General features: G+C 70.5%; 12 protein-coding genes. 10 read left to right on the plus strand and 2 right to left on the minus strand.

From position 1 onward, the window contains the following. Positions 1–46 precede the first annotated feature (46 nt). The 6 genes from ACWGIH_RS28025 (at position 47) to ACWGIH_RS28050 (ending at position 6,307) form a co-directional block, all read left to right on the plus strand. Complete coding sequence (locus ACWGIH_RS28025; RefSeq protein ID WP_453443515.1) at positions 47–1,291, plus strand: ABC transporter substrate-binding protein; 1,245 nt, start codon at positions 47–49, stop codon at positions 1,289–1,291. A gap of 75 nt (positions 1,292–1,366) precedes the next feature. Next, the gene (locus tag ACWGIH_RS28030) at positions 1,367–2,527 is read left to right on the plus strand and encodes an ABC transporter ATP-binding protein (RefSeq protein WP_453443513.1); all 1,161 of its coding nucleotides are present in this window, start codon (positions 1,367–1,369) and stop codon (positions 2,525–2,527) included. Continuing rightward, the gene (locus ACWGIH_RS28035; RefSeq protein WP_453443512.1) at positions 2,524–3,453 is read left to right on the plus strand and encodes an ABC transporter permease; all 930 of its coding nucleotides are present in this window, start codon (positions 2,524–2,526) and stop codon (positions 3,451–3,453) included. Before ACWGIH_RS28030 ends, ACWGIH_RS28035 begins: the two co-directional genes overlap by 4 nt. Continuing rightward, a complete protein-coding gene (locus ACWGIH_RS28040; protein WP_453443510.1) occupies positions 3,453–4,256 on the plus strand; it encodes an ABC transporter permease in 804 nt (267 codons plus the stop codon). Before ACWGIH_RS28035 ends, ACWGIH_RS28040 begins: the two co-directional genes overlap by 1 nt. Before the next feature lie 29 nt (positions 4,257–4,285). After that, on the plus strand, positions 4,286–5,704 hold the full coding sequence (locus ACWGIH_RS28045) for an NAD(P)/FAD-dependent oxidoreductase (protein WP_453443508.1): 1,419 nt from the start codon (positions 4,286–4,288) through the stop codon (positions 5,702–5,704). A 132-nt stretch (positions 5,705–5,836) separates the two neighbouring features. Continuing rightward, a complete protein-coding gene (locus ACWGIH_RS28050; protein ID WP_453443506.1) occupies positions 5,837–6,307 on the plus strand; it encodes a hypothetical protein in 471 nt (156 codons plus the stop codon). Positions 6,308–6,336: 29 nt separating this feature from the next. Here ACWGIH_RS28050 and ACWGIH_RS28055 read toward each other — a convergent pair whose 3' ends face one another. Both ACWGIH_RS28055 and gabT read right to left on the minus strand, forming a co-directional pair. Continuing rightward, positions 6,337–7,041, minus strand: a complete 705-nt coding sequence (locus tag ACWGIH_RS28055; RefSeq protein WP_453443505.1) for a phosphatase PAP2 family protein — start codon at positions 7,039–7,041, stop codon at positions 6,337–6,339. A 380-nt stretch (positions 7,042–7,421) separates the two neighbouring features. Continuing rightward, positions 7,422–8,756 carry a 4-aminobutyrate--2-oxoglutarate transaminase gene (gabT, locus tag ACWGIH_RS28060; protein ID WP_453443503.1) on the minus strand — a complete coding sequence of 445 codons (1,335 nt, stop codon included), beginning with the start codon at positions 8,754–8,756 and terminating at the stop codon, positions 7,422–7,424. 311 nt (positions 8,757–9,067) lie between these two features. Between gabT and ACWGIH_RS28065 the strand changes: the two genes are divergently transcribed. The 4 genes from ACWGIH_RS28065 to ACWGIH_RS28080 all read left to right on the plus strand — a co-directional run bounded on the left by ACWGIH_RS28065 (position 9,068) and on the right by ACWGIH_RS28080 (position 17,053). After that, positions 9,068–11,449 (plus strand): ATP/GTP-binding protein, encoded by a 2,382-nt coding sequence (locus tag ACWGIH_RS28065; RefSeq protein WP_453443501.1) that lies wholly within the window; start codon positions 9,068–9,070, stop codon positions 11,447–11,449. Positions 11,450–11,675: 226 nt separating this feature from the next. Continuing rightward, positions 11,676–13,262 carry a PucR family transcriptional regulator gene (locus ACWGIH_RS28070; RefSeq protein WP_453443499.1) on the plus strand — a complete coding sequence of 529 codons (1,587 nt, stop codon included), beginning with the start codon at positions 11,676–11,678 and terminating at the stop codon, positions 13,260–13,262. Positions 13,263–13,425: 163 nt separating this feature from the next. Beyond that, positions 13,426–14,871: an aldehyde dehydrogenase family protein gene (locus ACWGIH_RS28075; RefSeq protein WP_453443498.1), complete on the plus strand. Its 1,446-nt coding sequence runs from the start codon at positions 13,426–13,428 to the stop codon at positions 14,869–14,871. A 235-nt stretch (positions 14,872–15,106) separates the two neighbouring features. Further along, positions 15,107–17,053, plus strand: coding sequence for an acyl-CoA dehydrogenase family protein (locus ACWGIH_RS28080; RefSeq protein WP_453443497.1), 1,947 nt, complete (start codon positions 15,107–15,109; stop codon positions 17,051–17,053). Positions 17,054–17,073 lie beyond the last annotated feature (20 nt).

The raw sequence follows: 17,073 nt of genomic DNA on the forward strand, positions 1-17,073 counted from the left end.
GCCGCCCGACCAGCGGCCCCATCCTCCCGAAAGGGCAACCAAGCGCATGGAGCAGTACGAGCCCGACCCCCTCTCCCCGGCCCAACTGGCCGCCATGCACCGCAGCCTCAGGAACGGCAGGGCCTCCCTCACCCGCCGTTCGCTGCTGCGCGCCTCCGCGAGCGGCGCGTTCGCCGTCGGCGGTCTCGGTGCGCTCAGCGCCTGCGGGATCCCGGCCGCGAGCAAGGGCCAGGGCGATGTCTCGTCCGAGGACCACTCGGACAAGGAGAAGCGCGTCACCTTCTCCAACTGGACCGAGTACATGGACGTCGACGACGACGAGCGCCGCCCCACTCTGGACGCGTTCACGAAGCGCACCGGGATCAAGGTCAAATACACCGAGGACATCAACGACAACGTCGAGTTCTTCGGGAAGCTCAAACCGCAGCTCGCGGCGGGCCAGGACACCGGCCGCGACCTCATCTGCGTCACCGACTGGCTCGCCGCCAGGCTCATCCGCTTCGGGTGGGTCCAGAAACTGGACCCCGCGAACCTGCCGCACGCCTACACCAACCTGGCCGCCCAGTTCCGCAACCCGGACTGGGACCCCGGGCGGGCCTACTCGTACCCCTGGACCGGCATCTCCACCGTCATCGCGTACAACAAGAAGGCGACCGACGGCGAAGAGATCACCTCGGTGTCGCAGCTCCTGGACAACCCCAAGCTCAAGGGGCGCGTCGGCTTCCTCTCCGAGATGCGCGACAGCGTCGGCATGACGCTCATCGACATGGGCAAGGACCCGGCGAAGTTCACCGACGACGACTTCGACGCTGCCATCGCCCGCCTCCAGAAGGCCGTCGACAAGAAGCAGATCCGCCGCTTCACGGGCAACGACTACACCTCGGACCTCGACAAGGGCGACCTGGCCGCGTGTCTGGCCTGGGCCGGGGACGTCGTACAGCTGAAGGCCGACAACCCTGACATCGACTTCCACATCCCTGACCAGGGCTACATCACGTCGACGGACAACCTGCTCGTCCCGAACAAGGCGCGCCACAAGAGCAACGCCGAGCGGCTCATCGACTACTACTACGAGCCCGAGCCCGCCGCGCGTCTCGCCGCGTACATCAACTACGTCTGCCCCGTGGACGGTGTGCGTCCCGAGCTCGCGAAGCTCGACAAGGACGCCGCGAACAACCCGCTGATCCTCCCGGACAAGGAGATGGCCGCGAAGTCGCACGGCTTCCGCTCGCTGACGCCGAAGGAAGAGACGGCGTACGAGGAGAAGTTCGCCAAGCTCACCGGCGCCTGACGCTCCCGCGCTCCCCGCAGTCCCTCGTAGCCCCCCGCAGTCCCTCGACTCTCCCCTCGACCCCCTGGACGCACCATGACGACTGCTACAGAACACGGCGGCGACGTCCGCCTTACCGGGATCAGCAAGACGTATGGCTCCTTCACGGCCGTACGCCCCCTTGACCTCACCGTGCCGCAGGGCTCCTTCTTCGCGCTGCTCGGCGCGTCCGGCTGTGGCAAGACCACCACGCTCCGCATGATCGCGGGACTTGAGGAGCCCAGCACGGGCGCCGTGCACCTGGGCGAGCAGGACGTCACGGCGCTGCCGCCGTACAAGCGGCCCGTCAACACGGTCTTCCAGTCGTACGCGCTCTTCCCGCACCTCGACATCTTCGAGAACGTCGCCTTCGGCCTGCGCCGCCGCGGCATCAAGTCCGTGAAGGGCAAGGTCGGCGACATGCTCGACCTCGTCCAGCTCGGCGAGCAGGCCCGCAAGAAGCCGCACCAGCTCTCCGGCGGCCAGCAGCAGCGCGTCGCCGTCGCCCGCGCCCTGATCAACCACCCCAAGGTGCTCCTTCTCGACGAGCCGCTCGGCGCCCTCGACCTCAAGCTGCGCCGCCAGATGCAGCTCGAACTCAAGCGCATCCAGACCGAGGTGGGCATCACCTTCATCCACGTCACCCACGACCAGGAGGAGGCCATGACGATGGCCGACCAGGTCGCGGTGATGAACGCGGGCCAGGTCGAACAACTCGGCGCCCCCGCCGACCTCTACGAGAACCCCCGCACCACCTTCGTCGCCAACTTCCTCGGCACGTCCAACTTCATAGAGGCCGAGATCGCCGGACGCAGCGGCGACGACCTGACCCTCAAGGCGGGCGACGGCAAGCTCACGCTGCCCGCCGCGCGATGTACGGCACCGACCGCCACCGGCGGCAAGGTCATCCTCGGCGTACGCCCCGAGAAGATCTCCCTCACGCACGCCGACGACGCGGGGCAGATCCCGGAGGGCCGCAACCGCATCACGGGCCGCATCGCCGACAGCAGCTTCATCGGCGTCTCGACGCAGTACGTCGTCAACAGTCCGATCTGCCACGAGTTCGAGGTGTACGCCCAGAACATCGAGCGCGACACCCGCCTGGTCCCCGGCGTCGACGTCGTCCTGCACTGGAATCCCGCGCACACCTTCGGCCTGGACGCCGCCCAGGACATCGAAGCGGGCGTCGAGAAGGTCGAGGAGGACGCCTCCGCATGACGACCACCCTCACCGACGCGCCGCCGATGAAAGAGCCGGACGAGGCGCCACGCAAGATCCGCAAGCGGGGGAGGCTCGTCCCCTACTGGCTGCTGTTGCCCGGCATCCTCTGGCTCGTCGTCTTCTTCGCGCTGCCGCTGGTCTACCAGGCGTCGACGTCCGTCCAGACCGGCTCCCTGGAAGACGGCTTCAAGGTCACCTGGCACTTCGCCACCTACTGGGAAGCCCTGAGCGACTACTGGCCGCAGTTCCTGCGCTCGGTGATGTACGCGGGCGCCGCCACGATCCTGTGTCTGCTCCTCGGCTATCCGCTGGCGTACCTCATCGCGTTCCGCGCGGGCCGCTGGCGCAACCTCATCCTGGTCCTGGTCATCGCGCCGTTCTTCACCAGCTTCCTCATCCGTACGCTGGCGTGGAAGACGATCCTCGCGGACGGCGGCCCCCTCGTGGGCGCCCTGAACTCGCTGCACGTCCTGGACGTCACCAGCTGGCTCGGCGTCACGGAAGGCGACCGGGTCCTGGCCACACCGCTCGCGGTGATCTGCGGACTCACGTACAACTTCCTGCCGTTCATGATCCTGCCGCTCTACACCTCCCTGGAGCGCATCGACGGCCGGCTGCACGAAGCCGCCGGCGACCTCTACGCGAAGCCGTCCACGACCTTCCGCAAGGTGACCTTCCCGCTCTCCATGCCGGGTGTCGTCTCCGGAACGCTGCTCACCTTCATCCCCGCGGCGGGCGACTACGTCAACGCGGACCTGCTCGGCTCCACCGACACCCGCATGGTCGGAAACGTCATCCAGACGCAATTCCTGCGCATCCTGGATTACCCGACCGCCGCGGCCCTGTCCTTCATCCTCATGGCCGCGATCCTCGTCATGGTCACTTTCTACATCCGCAAGTCCGGGACGGAGGATCTCGTCTGATGGCTGCCTTCTTCCGCTGGCTCCGCGGCAAATTCGTCGTCATCGCGGGTCTGCTGACGCTCGCGTATCTGCTGCTGCCGAACGTCGTCGTGACGGTGTTCTCCTTCAACAAGCCGAAGGGGCGCTTCAATTACGCCTGGCAGGAATTCTCGCTCGACGCGTGGAAGGACCCCTGCGGTGTCGCCGACATGTGCGGCTCGCTCAGCCTGAGCCTGCAGATCGCCGCCTGGGCGACGATCGGCGCGACCGTGCTCGGCACGATGATCGCCTTCGCGCTCGTCCGCTACCGCTTCCGGGCGCGCGGCGCGGTCAGCTCGCTGATCTTCCTGCCGATGGCGATGCCCGAGGTCGTCATGGCCGCCTCGCTGCTCACGCTCTTCCTCAACATGGGCGCCCAGCTGGGCTTCTGGACGATTCTCATCGCCCACATCATGTTCTGCCTCAGCTTCGTGGTGACCGCCGTCAAGGCGCGCGTGATGTCCATGGACCCGCGCCTTGAGCAGGCCGCACAGGACCTCTACGCCGGCCCCGTGCAGACCTTCGTCCGGGTCACGCTGCCGATCGCCGCACCGGGCATCGCGGCGGGCGCGCTGCTCGCCTTCGCGCTCTCCTTCGACGACTTCATCATCACGAATTTCAACGCGGGCTCGACGGTGACCTTCCCCATGTTCGTCTGGGGATCGGCACAGCGCGGTACGCCCGTCCAGATCAATGTCATCGGTACGGCGATGTTCCTCGTCGCGGTACTGCTCGTGCTCGGCGGCATGATCGTCGGAAAGCGCCGCAACAGGCAAGCCAAGTAAGAGTTCGCATTCTGAAGGAGTTGGAAATCATGGCCCCAAGCGCCATGACCCGCTGGACCACATCCCTTTCCGACGCCCAGCCGGTCTCGTACTGGCTGGACGACCCCGGCAAGCCACGTGCCGAACCGGCCCTCACCGCCGACGAGCAGTGCGATCTGCTCGTCGTCGGCGGCGGCTACAGCGGCCTGTGGACCGCGCTGATCGCCAAGGAACGCGACCCGGACCGCGACGTGGTCCTGGTCGAGGGCCGGGAGGCGGGCTGGGCCGCGTCCGGCCGCAACGGCGGCTTCTGCGCCGCGTCCCTCACGCACGGCATCTCCAACGGCCTCTCCCGCTGGCCGGGCGAGATCGCGAAGCTGGAGGAGCTCGGCGCACGCAACCTCGACGAGATCGAGGCAGCCGTCAAGCGCTACGCCATCGACTGCGACTTCGAGCGCACCGGCGAGATCGACGTGGCGACCCAGCCGCACCAGCTCACCGAACTGCACGAGATGTACGAGGAGATGGCGGAGCACGGCCTGGCGGGCGGCTCCGAGCTGCTCGACGCGGACGGCGTGCGCGCCCACGTCGACTCGCCGACCTTCCTCGGCGGCCTCTGGGACCGCGAGGGCGTCGCCATGCTCAACCCGGCGAAGCTCGCCTGGGGCCTCAAGCGCGCCTGTCTGGAGAAGGGCGTACGCGTCTACGAGCACACGCCCGCGCTGCAACTCGTCTCGTCCGGCGCCGGGATGGCCGTACGCACCCCGTACGGCCGCATCCGCGCCCGGCAGGTCGCGCTCGCCACGAACATCTTCCCTTCGCTGGTCAAGCGCGTGCGTGCCTACACCGTCCCGGTCTACGACTACGCGCTGATGACGGAGCCGCTGACCGAGGAGCAGCTGGCGGCCATCGGCTGGAAGAACCGACAGGGTCTGGGCGACAGCGCCAACCAGTTCCACTACTTCCGGCTCTCCGCCGACAACCGCATCCTGTGGGGCGGTTACGACGCCATCTATCCGTTCGGCGGAAAGCTGCGCGCCGAGCACGACCACCGTCCCGAGACGTACGCGAAGCTGGCGGGCCACTTCTTCACCTGCTTCCCGCAGCTGGAGGGGGTCCGGTTCACGCACGCGTGGGGCGGCGCCATCGACACGTGCTCGCGCTTCTCGGCGTTCTTCGGGACGGCCCACGCGGGGCGTGTCGCGTACGCGGCGGGCTACACCGGGCTCGGGGTCGGGGCGACCCGCTTCGGCGCCGACGTCATGCTGGACCTGCTCTCCGGCGAGCGCACGGAGCGTACGTCCCTGGAGATGGTGCGCACGAAGCCGCTGCCGTTCCCGCCCGAACCGTTCGCGTGGACGGGCGTGGCCCTGACCAAGTGGTCGCTGGCCCGCGCGGACGAGAACGGCGGCAGGCGCAATCTGTGGCTGAAGACGATGGACAAGCTGGGCCTGGGCTTCGACAGCTGACGCGCGGCGGGCTTCGGCGACCGCCTGTCGACTCTTCGTCAACAAGTTCCCGGAACCCGCGTAATGCTCCGGCCGGATCTCCCTCTCTCCTGTGACAGGCACAGCTGCCCCACAGGAAGAGGAGGTCCCGCCATGACTGGCTCGGACTCGGGAACGAAGCCGGCGGTCGAATGGCTGGTGTCGGTGGCGCCGGACCCGGAGGCATGCCGCTGGGAGTGGGAGCGCAATCCCCTGGGGGTCGCGCTCCTGCCCGCTGGCAGGCTCTGGGACGTGCTCATCCTCCCCGGTGAGCTCGGCTATCCCACGCTCGACGTCCTCACCCGCTGCGTCGACCGCCCGGGCCCGGTGCTCGCCGACTTCGGCGACTCCCGCATGGGGTTCTTCGTGCCGGCGGGCACGGTGGCACGCTGGGTGGGCACGGGGGTGCGCGGCGCGGGCCGCGGCACGTGGATCGTGGTCCCTTACCCGGGGCGCTCGACGGGCGGGGTCCGGTGGCTCGTCCAGCCGGACGGTTCGGGCACGCTCACGGACCCGGCGGTTCTCGAACTGGCGATGCACGAGGCGGCGGCGCAAATGGCGCCTCGGGAGCAGCCGGAGGAGTAGTCCGCCGAGCCCGCCCTCGTCTTCGACGGCTACTTCGGCTGATCCGCGTCCGCTGCGGAAGCGGCGGGACGGCGGCCGTAGCGGGCGACCACCAGCAGCACTCCCTGCAGCACCATCCCGAACAGACACCAGCTTGCCACCACGTCCAGCGGCCAGTGATACCCGCGGCGCACGAGACCGAGCCCGACCCCGAAGTTCAACAGAGCGCAGGCGATGACCAGTTCACGGCGTGCGTAGGTGCCGCGCAGATACGGGAGCAGGAGCAGCGCCGCCCCGCCGTAGGCGACCATGGCGGTGGCGGTGTGCCCCGAGGGGTAGTAGCCGCTGCCGTCCATGCCGGGCGGACCGGTGCGGCCGATGAGTTCCTTGAGCGGGATCACGAGCACCGGGACCACTGCCATGGCCACGGCGGTGGCGGCCGGGGCGAGCCACCAGCGGAACGTACCGGCCCGAAATCCCCGCCAGGCCGCGTAGGCGATGGCGGCGGCGAGGAACGGCACGGCGACGGTGACCCCGCCCAGATCGGCGAGGAATTCGGCGGCACCGTCCGGCAGGCGGCTTCCGGTGATCCAGGGGCCGAGCCGCTCGTCCGCGTCGCGGAGGGGGCCGTCGGCGATCACTTGCCAGGTGATGAGCGCGAAGAACAGCGCGCAGAGGCAGAAGAGGAGAGTGGTCGGCCGCCCCGGAACAGGGGGGGTGGTTCCGAGGCGGCCGTCCTGACCGGTGTGCCGCACGCCCCGGGGGGTTTGGGGCGGGCGGCCATCCGATCGGTGAGGAGTTCCGAAGCCAGTGACTCCGGGTGTGTGCGCGAGGGCACGACCAAGACGGGGCTGGGGAGGCTCCGTCCCGGTGTCGCCCACAGTCTCCTGTGGGCGGGGTGTTTCTCTCATCTGCAGAAACCGTACGTCAGCTGATGGCGGCCCGACAGGCGGAACGGCAACCCGGCATGGGTCCCGCACACGTTCTTCACATGCCCTGACGGTCACCCCAGGTCACGGGTCTCGCACCGCACGCCGTACCCACACGTCAGGGCATGTGCGGATACATACGGAGCCGGGATCTTCCCCCTTTGGGGTGATCCCGGCTCCGTCGGACGCCATGCGCCGTACAGGTCTCAGACGCCCGAGAAGGCGGCCTCGATGATGTCCAGGCCCTCGTTCAGGAGGTCCTCGCCGATGACCAGCGGCGGCAGGAAGCGCAGGACGTTGCCGTACGTGCCGCAGGTGAGGACGAGCAGGCCCTCCGCGTGGCAGGCCTTGGCGAGCGCCGCGGTGGCCTCGGGGTTGGGCTCCTTGGTGGCGCGGTCCTTGACCAGCTCGATGGCGATCATCGCGCCACGGCCGCGGACGTCGCCGACGATGTCGTACTTCTCCGCGATGGCGTTCAGGCGCGCCTTCATCGTGGCCTCGATGGCCTTCGCCTTGCCGTTGAGGTCGAGCTCCTTCATCGTCTCGATGGCGCCGAGCGCACCGGCGCAGGCCACCGGGTTGCCGCCGTAGGTGCCGCCGAGGCCGCCGGAGTGCGCGGCGTCCATGATCTCGGCGCGACCGGTGACGGCGGCGAGCGGCAGACCGCCCGCGATGCCCTTCGCCGTCGTGATCAGGTCCGGGACGATGCCCTCGTCCTCGCACGCGAACCACTGGCCCGTGCGGCAGAAGCCGGACTGGATCTCGTCCGCCACGAAGACGATGCCGTTGTCGTTGGCGAACTTCACGATCGCGGGCAGGAAGCCCTTCGCGGGCTCGATGAAGCCGCCCTCGCCGAGCACCGGCTCGATGATGATCGCGGCGACGTTCTCCGCGCCGACCTGCTTGCTGATCTGGTCGATGGCCTGCTTGGCGGCCTCGGGTCCGGCGTTCTCCTCGCCCGTCGGCCAGCGGTAGCCGTAGGCCACCGGGACGCGGTAGACCTCGGGCGCGAACGGCCCGAAGCCGTTCTTGTACGGCATGTTCTTGCTGGTCAGGGCCATCGTGAGGTTGGTCCGACCGTGGTAGCCGTGGTCGAAGACGACGACGGCCTGGCGCTTGGTGTGCGCGCGGGCGATCTTGACGGCGTTCTCGACGGCCTCGGCGCCGGAGTTGAAGAGCGCGGACTTCTTCTCGTGGTCACCCGGCGTCAGCTCCGCGAGCTGCTCGGCGACGGCCACGTACCCCTCGTACGGGGTGACCATGAAACAGGTGTGGGTGAAGTCGGCGAGCTGCGCGGTCGCACGGCGTACGACGGCCTCGGCGCTGGCACCGACGGACGTCACGGCGATGCCGGAGCCGAAGTCGATGAAGCGGTTGCCGTCGACGTCCTCGATGATGCCGCCACCCGCGCGCGCCGCGAAGACAGGCAGCACGGAACCCACGCCGCCGGCGACCGTGGCGGTACGGCGGGCCTGCAGCTCCTGGGACTTCGGCCCGGGAATGGCGGTGACGACGCGGCGCTCCTGCGGAAGTGCGGTCATGGGGTGCTCCTGGGGGTGGGGCGAGGCGGACGCTCGGTGCTTGTCTGCTTGCTTTCGTTGCTGCTTTCTTTCGCAGGTTAGGGGCGGAGGGTGGAGGCGGGCATGCTCCACGGGGGAGTTGTTCGGCGTGGCGCTTGTCCGTGGTGGACATAGCGGAGGGTGGGCGGGGGTGCGGCTTTCGTCCCCCTCCCGTGGACCGGTTGCGCCGCGGTGTCGGCACAGGTCCCGGGCGCGTATCCGGTGAACTGCCCCCGCACGGGCACTAGATTGACGGCTGAACCGACAGACCGGCAGGTCAGGGGGCAAGGGCCATGGACTCCGAAGGCACGCACGACGCTCGCGGTACGCACGCCACACCGGTGCCGCGTCCGGCAGGGCCGTCCGTGCCCGCAGCGCCGCCGATGCCCCGGCGGGCACCCGGCTCCGGCAGCGCCTCATCGGTCGCCGACTGGCTCGCCGCGCCGCGCCCCGAGGTGATCCCCGGCGTCTGGCGCTACGCCTACCGGGCGCCCGCGCCCGAGGCCGAGACCGAGGGCGTCAACCGGCGGCTGATCGTCGGCATGACGATCTCCGCCGTACTCGGCCTGCTGTTCTGGTCGCTGTGGCGGCAGGGCAGCATCCCCTATCAGTGGGCCCCGCTGAAGCTCTTCACGCCGGGCGACTGGTGGTGGGCCGGCAGCGCGCAGCCCAAGGAGTGGCAGGCCCATGACGCCAGGATCGTCTACGACGGTCTGGTCTTCGGCGCGGTGGTCTACATGGTGGGGCGGCTCGGTGCCTGGCCCGACGCCATCCGGCACTTCGTGGTGCGGCGCCCGCAACCCTCCCGTGCCGTGCTCGCCTCCGTCGCGGCGGTCGGCGTCCTGATCTTCGTCTGGCCGAGCTCCCTCGGGCTCGACGCGCGCCCGCTGCCCGTGGCCGACCCCGTCTTCTCCCTGGTCGCGCTCGTCGCGGGCGGATACGAGATCTTCACCTCGCAGGTCCTCACCGACGTCCTGTACGTGCTGATCACCCTCGCGGTGCTGTGGCCCTTCGCCCGGATCGGCGGATGGTGGCAGGCGATCCGCGACGGCAGGGCCACGGCGACGCGCCGGCCCGCCACCACCCCGCCGCCCCCGGCCGAGGCCCCCGCGCGCGGCCACTGGCCCGAACTGCGCGCGGCGGGACACGACAAGGCCGCCGACCTGCTCTCCGCCGAGCTGGTCAGCGGACGCATGAACGACGTCGACTGCGCCCGCGTGGCCCACGCCTGGCGCACGGCCGCCCCCGACCCGGGCGCGCTCGCCACCTTCGTGGACACGGTCGCCCGGAACGGCTCCGCCTCCTGGACCCACCCCTCCGGCCAGCGCGACCTGCCCGCCCGCAGCGCCGTCCACGACCTGCTCGTGGGCCAGGTCAGGATCGGCCGCTTCGCGAAGGACGAGCGCAACCCGCACGCCGTGCGCGACGCCGGTGCCGCGCTCGACCCCGCCGTGCTCGGCACCTCACTGCTCGCTGTGGGCCCGTCCGGCGCGGGCAAGACCGGACGGCTCATGCGCCCGGTGGCGGAATCGCTCGCCCTGGGTGCCCTCACCGGGCAGTGCGCGGTCGTCGCCGTGTGCGCCGCGGGCACGGCGCTCGGGCCGGACGACGCGTACGACGTCGTGATCAGGCCGGGCGACCCCGCGTCCGTGCACGACATCGACCTGTACGCGGACTGCGCCGACCCGGACGAGGCTGCCGCCTTCCTCGCCGAAGGCCTGGTCGGTGACCTGGACGCCGTGGACACGCGACGCGCCGCCACCAGCCTCGCCCAACTCCTCGGTCCCTACCGCCTCCTCCACGGTCGCTTTCCCTCCGTCCCCGTCCTGCGCGAACTGCTCGAAGGGGACCCTGCCGCGCTCGCCGCCCTCCAGGCCGGACTCGCCGCGGACGAGCACACCGCCATGCGCCGCGAACTCGACGCCCGTATCCGCCAGTCCGGCTCACCCAACGACCCGGGCCCCGCCCTGGCCGACCGGCTCGCCCTGCTCGACCGGCCCGCCTTCGCCGACTTCTTCGACCCCAGCGGCGAGGGGCACCCCTTCTCGATGCGCGCCGTCGCCCACCACCCGCTCCGGGTCAGGGTGGACCTGCCCGAACACGGGCACGAGGAGGCGTCGAGGCTCCTGGCTAGGCTGCTGCTCGCCCAGTTCTCGTACGTCGCGCGCGGCCGTGCCCGGCGGCCGCACTTCGTCTGCCTGATCCTCGACGACGCCGCGCGCACCCTCACCCCCGAGAGCGTGCGTGCCATCCAGCGCCTGCGGTCGCTGAACGCGGGCGTCGTGCTCGGACTGCGCACGATCGGCGAGGTGCCGGAGCCGCTGCAGGGGCCGCTCTACGCGGCGGTCGGCTGCCGCATGGCCTTCTCCGGCGTGACGACCTGGGACGGACGCCGGTTCACCGAGGCCTGGGGCACCGAGTGGATCGAGACCAAGGAAGTGGCACAGCACACCGTCTTCGCCGATCAGCCGATGACACGGGCGCTGCACTCGCTGCGCAAGCTCGTCACCGGCAAGGCGGTCACGACCGACGCCGTCACCGTGCGCAAGGTCGAGCGCGAACGCTGGTCCGCGTCCGAACTGGCCCACGCCCTGCCTCCGGGCCACGCGGTGCTCTCCCTGACCGACGTACGGGGCGAGCACGCGCCGCCGTTGCTGGTGGACCTCCGGGGTTAGCCGCCGGGGAGCAGGCCCAGGGAGAGGTAGGGGTGTGCGTACGGGGTATTCGGTCCCGTACGTACCGTACGGTGAGGCAGAATCGGCACAGGTCGTTCATACGTACCGGCCAAAAGATCCACATCTCGTCCGGGATCCGATGGCCGACCGGAACGCGTGCCTCACCGCCGCCGCCAGGTATCAGCCTTGATGTGCCCTGACCCTACTGACCAGACCTGAAGGTCCCATGCCGCCCACGCTCGCCTCCCTCGTCCACCACTCCGCGCTCAAGCTCACCGTGCGCGCGGGTGAGGAACATCTGGACGCGCCCGTGCGCTGGGCACACGCCAGCGAGCTCACCGACCCCGTGCCCTACATGGAGGGCGGCGAGCTCCTCCTGATCACCGCGCTCAAGCTGGACGCGGAGGACCCGGAGGCCATGAGCCGCTATGTGAAGCGGCTCGCGGCGGCAGGCGTCGTCGGGCTCGGGTTCGCGGTCGGTGTGCATTACAAGGACATCCCGGAGGCCTTGGTCGCGGCAGCCGCGGACGAAGGGCTTCCGCTTCTGGAGGTGCCCCGGCGCACCCCCTTCCTCGCCATCAGCAAGGCCGTCTCCGCGGCCATCGCCGCCGACCAGTACCGCGCGGTGACGGCGGGCTTCGCCGCCCAGCGCGAGCTGACCAAGCAGGCGCTGAGCGACGGCCCCGAGGGGCTGCTCGGCGCGCTCGCCGGACAGGTGGACGGCTGGGCCGCGCTGTACGACGCGTCGGGCGCCGTCGTCGCCACGGCCCCCGAGTGGGCCTCCCGCCGGGCCGCCAGACTCACCACCGACGTGGAGCGTCTTCGCGATCGGGCGGCCCCCGCGAGCGCGGTCGTCGCGGGGGCCGAGGACCGGGTGGAGCTGCACTCGATCGGCACGGGACGCAGGCCCCGCGCCGCGCTCGCCGTCGGCACGGCGTCCACCCTCGGCACCGCCGAGCGGTACGCACTGCACTCCGCCATAGCGCTGCTCACCCTCACCACGGAACGCAACCGCTCGCTGCAGGCCGCCGAGGCCCGCGTCGGCTCCGCGGTGCTCCGGATGCTGCTCGCCGGGGAGCCGGACCACGCCCGTACGGTGGCGGGCGAGTTGTACGGCAGCCTGCTCGACGCGCCGTTCCGTCTGGTGGTCGCGGAAGTGCCCGCGTCGGCCCCGGCGGACGGCGACCCCTTCGCCCAGCTCACCGATGCCGTCGAATCGGCCGCGGCCCGCGCCGGCGAGGCCCTCCTGGTCGTCCCCTACGGCGAGCGGCTCGTGCTGCTCGTCGTGGACGGCGGCGCGGGTGCCGCGGCCTGCGTCGCGTACGCGCGGACCCTGGAGGCGGGACGCTCCGAGGCGCCGGAGGGCGGTGCGGGCGACGGGGCGACTCTCCTCCTCGGCCTCTCCGCGCCCGCGGGCCCGATCGCGGCGGCCACCGCGTACAAGCAGGCCGACCAGGCGCTGTCCATCGCCCGGCGCCGGGGCCGCGCGATGGTCGAACACGAGGACCTCGCCGCGGGCTCGGTCCTGCCGCTGCTCGCCGACGACGCGGTGCGCGCGTTCGCCGACGGACTGCTGCGCGCCCTGTACGAACACGACGCCACCGGCCGGGGCGACCTGATCGCCTCCCTGCGCGCCTGGCTCTCGCGCCACGGCCAGTGGGACGCGGCTGCGGCCGACCTGGGCGTCCACCGCCACACCCTGCGCTACCGCATGCGCAGGGTCGAGGAGATTCTCGGCCGCTCCCTGGACGACCCGGACGTCCGGATGGAGCTGTGGCTCTCGCTGAAGGCGACATCGAGCGGTACGGAGTAATCGCGGGGTTCGCAGGAGACACGTACGAAATGCGCCCCTGCCAAAGAGGCGCGCCCCCATGGGGCAGTACTCCGCGTCGGACAAACGACCGCCGCCCCCGCCGCCCCTACGGTGGGGAACGTACCCCCCAAGACACACCTTCGCGGAAGGGCCGGGAATCGACATGACTTCCATCCACGCCTTCTGGCTCGCCGGTCGCCAGACCACCGGTGAGACCACTCTCGACGTCACCTCGCCCTGGGACGGGCGGATCGTCGGCAAGGCGGCCGTCCCGACCGACGCCCAGGTCGAGGAGGCCGTCGCCGCCGCCTACGCCGTGCGCGACGAGTTCGCCGCGACCCCGGCGCACGTGCGGGCCGCCGCCCTCGACCACGTGAGCCGCAGGCTCGTCGAGCGGACGGAAGAGATCGCCCAGCTCATCTCCGCCGAGAACGGCAAGCCCATCAAGTGGGCCCGCGGCGAGGTCGGCCGTGCCGTCTCCGTCTTCCGGTTCGCCTCCGAGGAAGCCCGCAGGTTCAACGGCGGCGAGGCCCAGCGCCTCGACACCGACGCCGGTGGCCAGGGGCGTCTCGCCTTCACCCGCCGCTTCCCCAAGGGTGTCGTCCTGGGCATCGCGCCGTTCAACTTCCCGCTGAACCTCTGCGCCCACAAGATCGCCCCGGCCATCGCGTCCGGCACGCCGATCATCCTCAAGCCGGCGCCCGCCACCCCGCTCTCCGGTCTCCTCATCGGCGAGCTGCTCGCCGAGACCGACCTGCCCGCCGGGTCCTGGTCGGTCCTGCCGGTCGCGAACGAGAAGATGCCCGCCCTCGTCCAGGACGAGCGCCTCCCCGTCATCTCCTTCACCGGCTCCGAGAAGGTCGGCTACGCGATCCTGGACTCGGTGCCGCGCAAGCACTGCACCCTGGAGCTCGGCGGGAACGGCGCCGCCGTCGTCCTCGCCGACTTCTCCTCCGACGAGGACCTCGACTGGGCGGCCTCGCGCATCGCGACCTTCTCCAACTACCAGGGCGGCCAGTCCTGCATCTCGGTGCAGCGCGTCATCGCCGACGCCTCCGTGTACGACCGGCTCGTGCCGCGCGTCCTCGCGGCCATCGAGGCCCAGGTCACCGGCGACCCGTCCGACCCGAAGACCGACGTCGGCCCGCTCGTCAACGAGGACGCCGCCAAGCGCGTCGAGTCCTGGGTCGACGAGGCCGTCCAGGCGGGCGCGCAACTGCTCGCCGGCGGCAAGCGGGACGGCGCGTCGTACGCGCCGACCGTGCTCGCCGACGTACCCGCCGATGCCACCATCGCCGTCGAGGAGGTCTTCGGACCGGTCCTCACGATCAAGAAGGTGGACGGCGAGGCGGAGGCGTTCGCCGCCGTCAACGACTCCAAGTACGGCCTCCAGGCGGGCGTCTTCACGCACGACCTGCAGACCGCCTTCCGCGCGCACCGCGACCTGGAGGTCGGCGGCGTGGTCATCGGCGACGCCCCCTCCTACCGCGCCGACCAGATGCCGTACGGCGGCGTCAAGCAGTCCGGCGTGGGCCGCGAGGGCGTCCGCTTCGCGATGGACGACTACACGTACGAGCGGGTCATGGTGATGACGGGCCTCGCCCTGTAACTCAGTCCGCAACCAGTCCACGAACCGGACGGCCGGAGCCCACTGTGCGGGGGCTCCGGCCGTTCTCGTGTGCGAGGGCGCGATGCGCCGAACGCTGCGCGAGGACTGGTGGGCGCGGGACGAATCGGGTACATACGATCCATACGATCGAGTAGCACCAGTCAGTAACCGACCGGGTCAAGATCGGGTCAATCGGAGCCGATCGGCCCCACTCCGCGGCGAGGTGAGCTCCTCAATGCCCGCACAACCCACACCCCTTCCCGGGGCGTCCGTCAGCGAACGCGAGGCCAGGCAGGTCGCCGAGGCCGCCCGCGAACAGGACTGGCGCAAGCCCAGCTTCGCCAAGGAACTCTTCCTCGGCCGCTTCCGGCTCGACCTGATCCACCCCCATCCGATGCCCGCCGACGAGGACGCCCGGCGCGGCGAGGAGTTCCTCGCCAAACTCCACGACTTCTGCGAGACGAAGATCGACTCGGCCCGCATCGAGCGCGAGGCGAAGATCCCCGACGAGGTGATCAACGGGCTCAAGGAGCTCGGCGCGCTCGGCATGAAGATCGACACGAAGTACGGCGGGCTCGGCCTCACGCAGGTCTACTACAACAAGGCCCTGGCCCTCGTCGGCTCCGCGAGCCCGTCGATCGGCGCGCTCCTCTCCGCGCACCAGTCGATCGGCGTACCGCAACCGCTCAAGCAGTTCGGCACCCAGGAGCAGAAGGACGAGTTCCTGCCGCGCTGCGCCCGCACGGACATCAGCGCGTTCCTCCTGACCGAGCCCGACGTCGGCTCCGACCCGGCCCGGATGGCGATGGCGGCGGTGCCGGACGGCGACTCGTACGTCCTGGACGGCGTGAAGCTGTGGACCACGAACGGCGTCGTCGCCGACCTCCTGGTCGTCATGGCGCGCGTCCCGAAGTCCGACGGCCACAAGGGCGGCATCACGGCCTTCGTGGTGGAAGCGGCGGCCGAGGGCATCACGGTCGAGAACCGCAACGCCTTCATGGGCCTGCGCGGCCTGGAGAACGGCGTCACCCGCTTCCACCAGGTCCGCGTCCCGGCCGCGCACCGCATCGGCCCGGAGGGCGCGGGCCTGAAGATCGCCCTGACGACCCTCAACACCGGACGGCTCTCGCTGCCCGCGATGTGCGTCGGCGCGGGCAAGTGGTGCCTGAAGATCGCCCGTGAGTGGTCGGGCGCGCGCGAGCAGTGGGGCAAGCCGGTCGCGCTGCACGAGGCGGTCGGCGCGAAGATCTCCTTCATCGCGGCGACGACCTTCGCCCTGGAGGCCGTACTCGACCTCTCATCGCAGATGGCCGACGAGGACCGCAACGACATCCGCATCGAGGCGGCGCTCGCCAAGCTGTACGGCTCCGAGATGGGCTGTCTGATGGCGGACGAGCTGGTGCAGATCCGCGGCGGCCGCGGCTTCGAGACCGCCGAGTCCCTCGCCGCCCGCGGCGAACGCGCGGTCCCGGCGGAACAGGTCCTGCGCGACCTGCGCATCAACCGCATCTTCGAGGGCTCGACGGAGATCATGCACCTGCTCATCGCCCGCGAGGCGGTGGACGCGCACCTGAAGGTGGCGGGCGACCTGATCGACCCGGACAAGTCCCTGACCGACAAGGCGAAGGCCGGCGCGAAGGCAGGCGGCTTCTACGCCCGCTGGCTGCCGAAACTGGTCGCAGGGCCGGGACAACTCCCGAGCTCGTACGCCGAGTTCCACCCCAGCGGCCACGCGGATCTCTCCGCGCACCTGCGCTACGTGGAGCGCAACGCCCGCAAGCTGGCCCGCTCGACCTTCTACGCGATGTCGCGCTGGCAGGGAAAGATGGAGACCAAGCAGGGGTTCCTGGGCCGGGTGGTCGACATCGGCGCCGAACTCTTCGCGATGAGCGCGGCGTGCGTACGCGCCGAGCTGCTGCGGACGACGGAGGACCACGGCCGCGAGGCCTACCAGCTGGCCGACACGTTCTGCCGCCAGTCCCGCATCCGTGTCGACGAGCTGTTCGACCGCCTGTGGACCAACACGGACGACGTCGACCGCAAGGTGGTCAAGGGCGTCCTGAACGGCATGTACACCTGGCTGGAGGCGGGCGTCGTCGACCCCAGCGGCGAAGGCCCGTGGATCGCGGACGCGACGCCGGGTCCCACCCAACGGGAGAACGTCCACCGGCCGATCCGCTGACCCCCTTTCCGGGGCGTTCC

It is taken from the genome of Streptomyces sp. NPDC054872 (assembly GCF_053610705.1).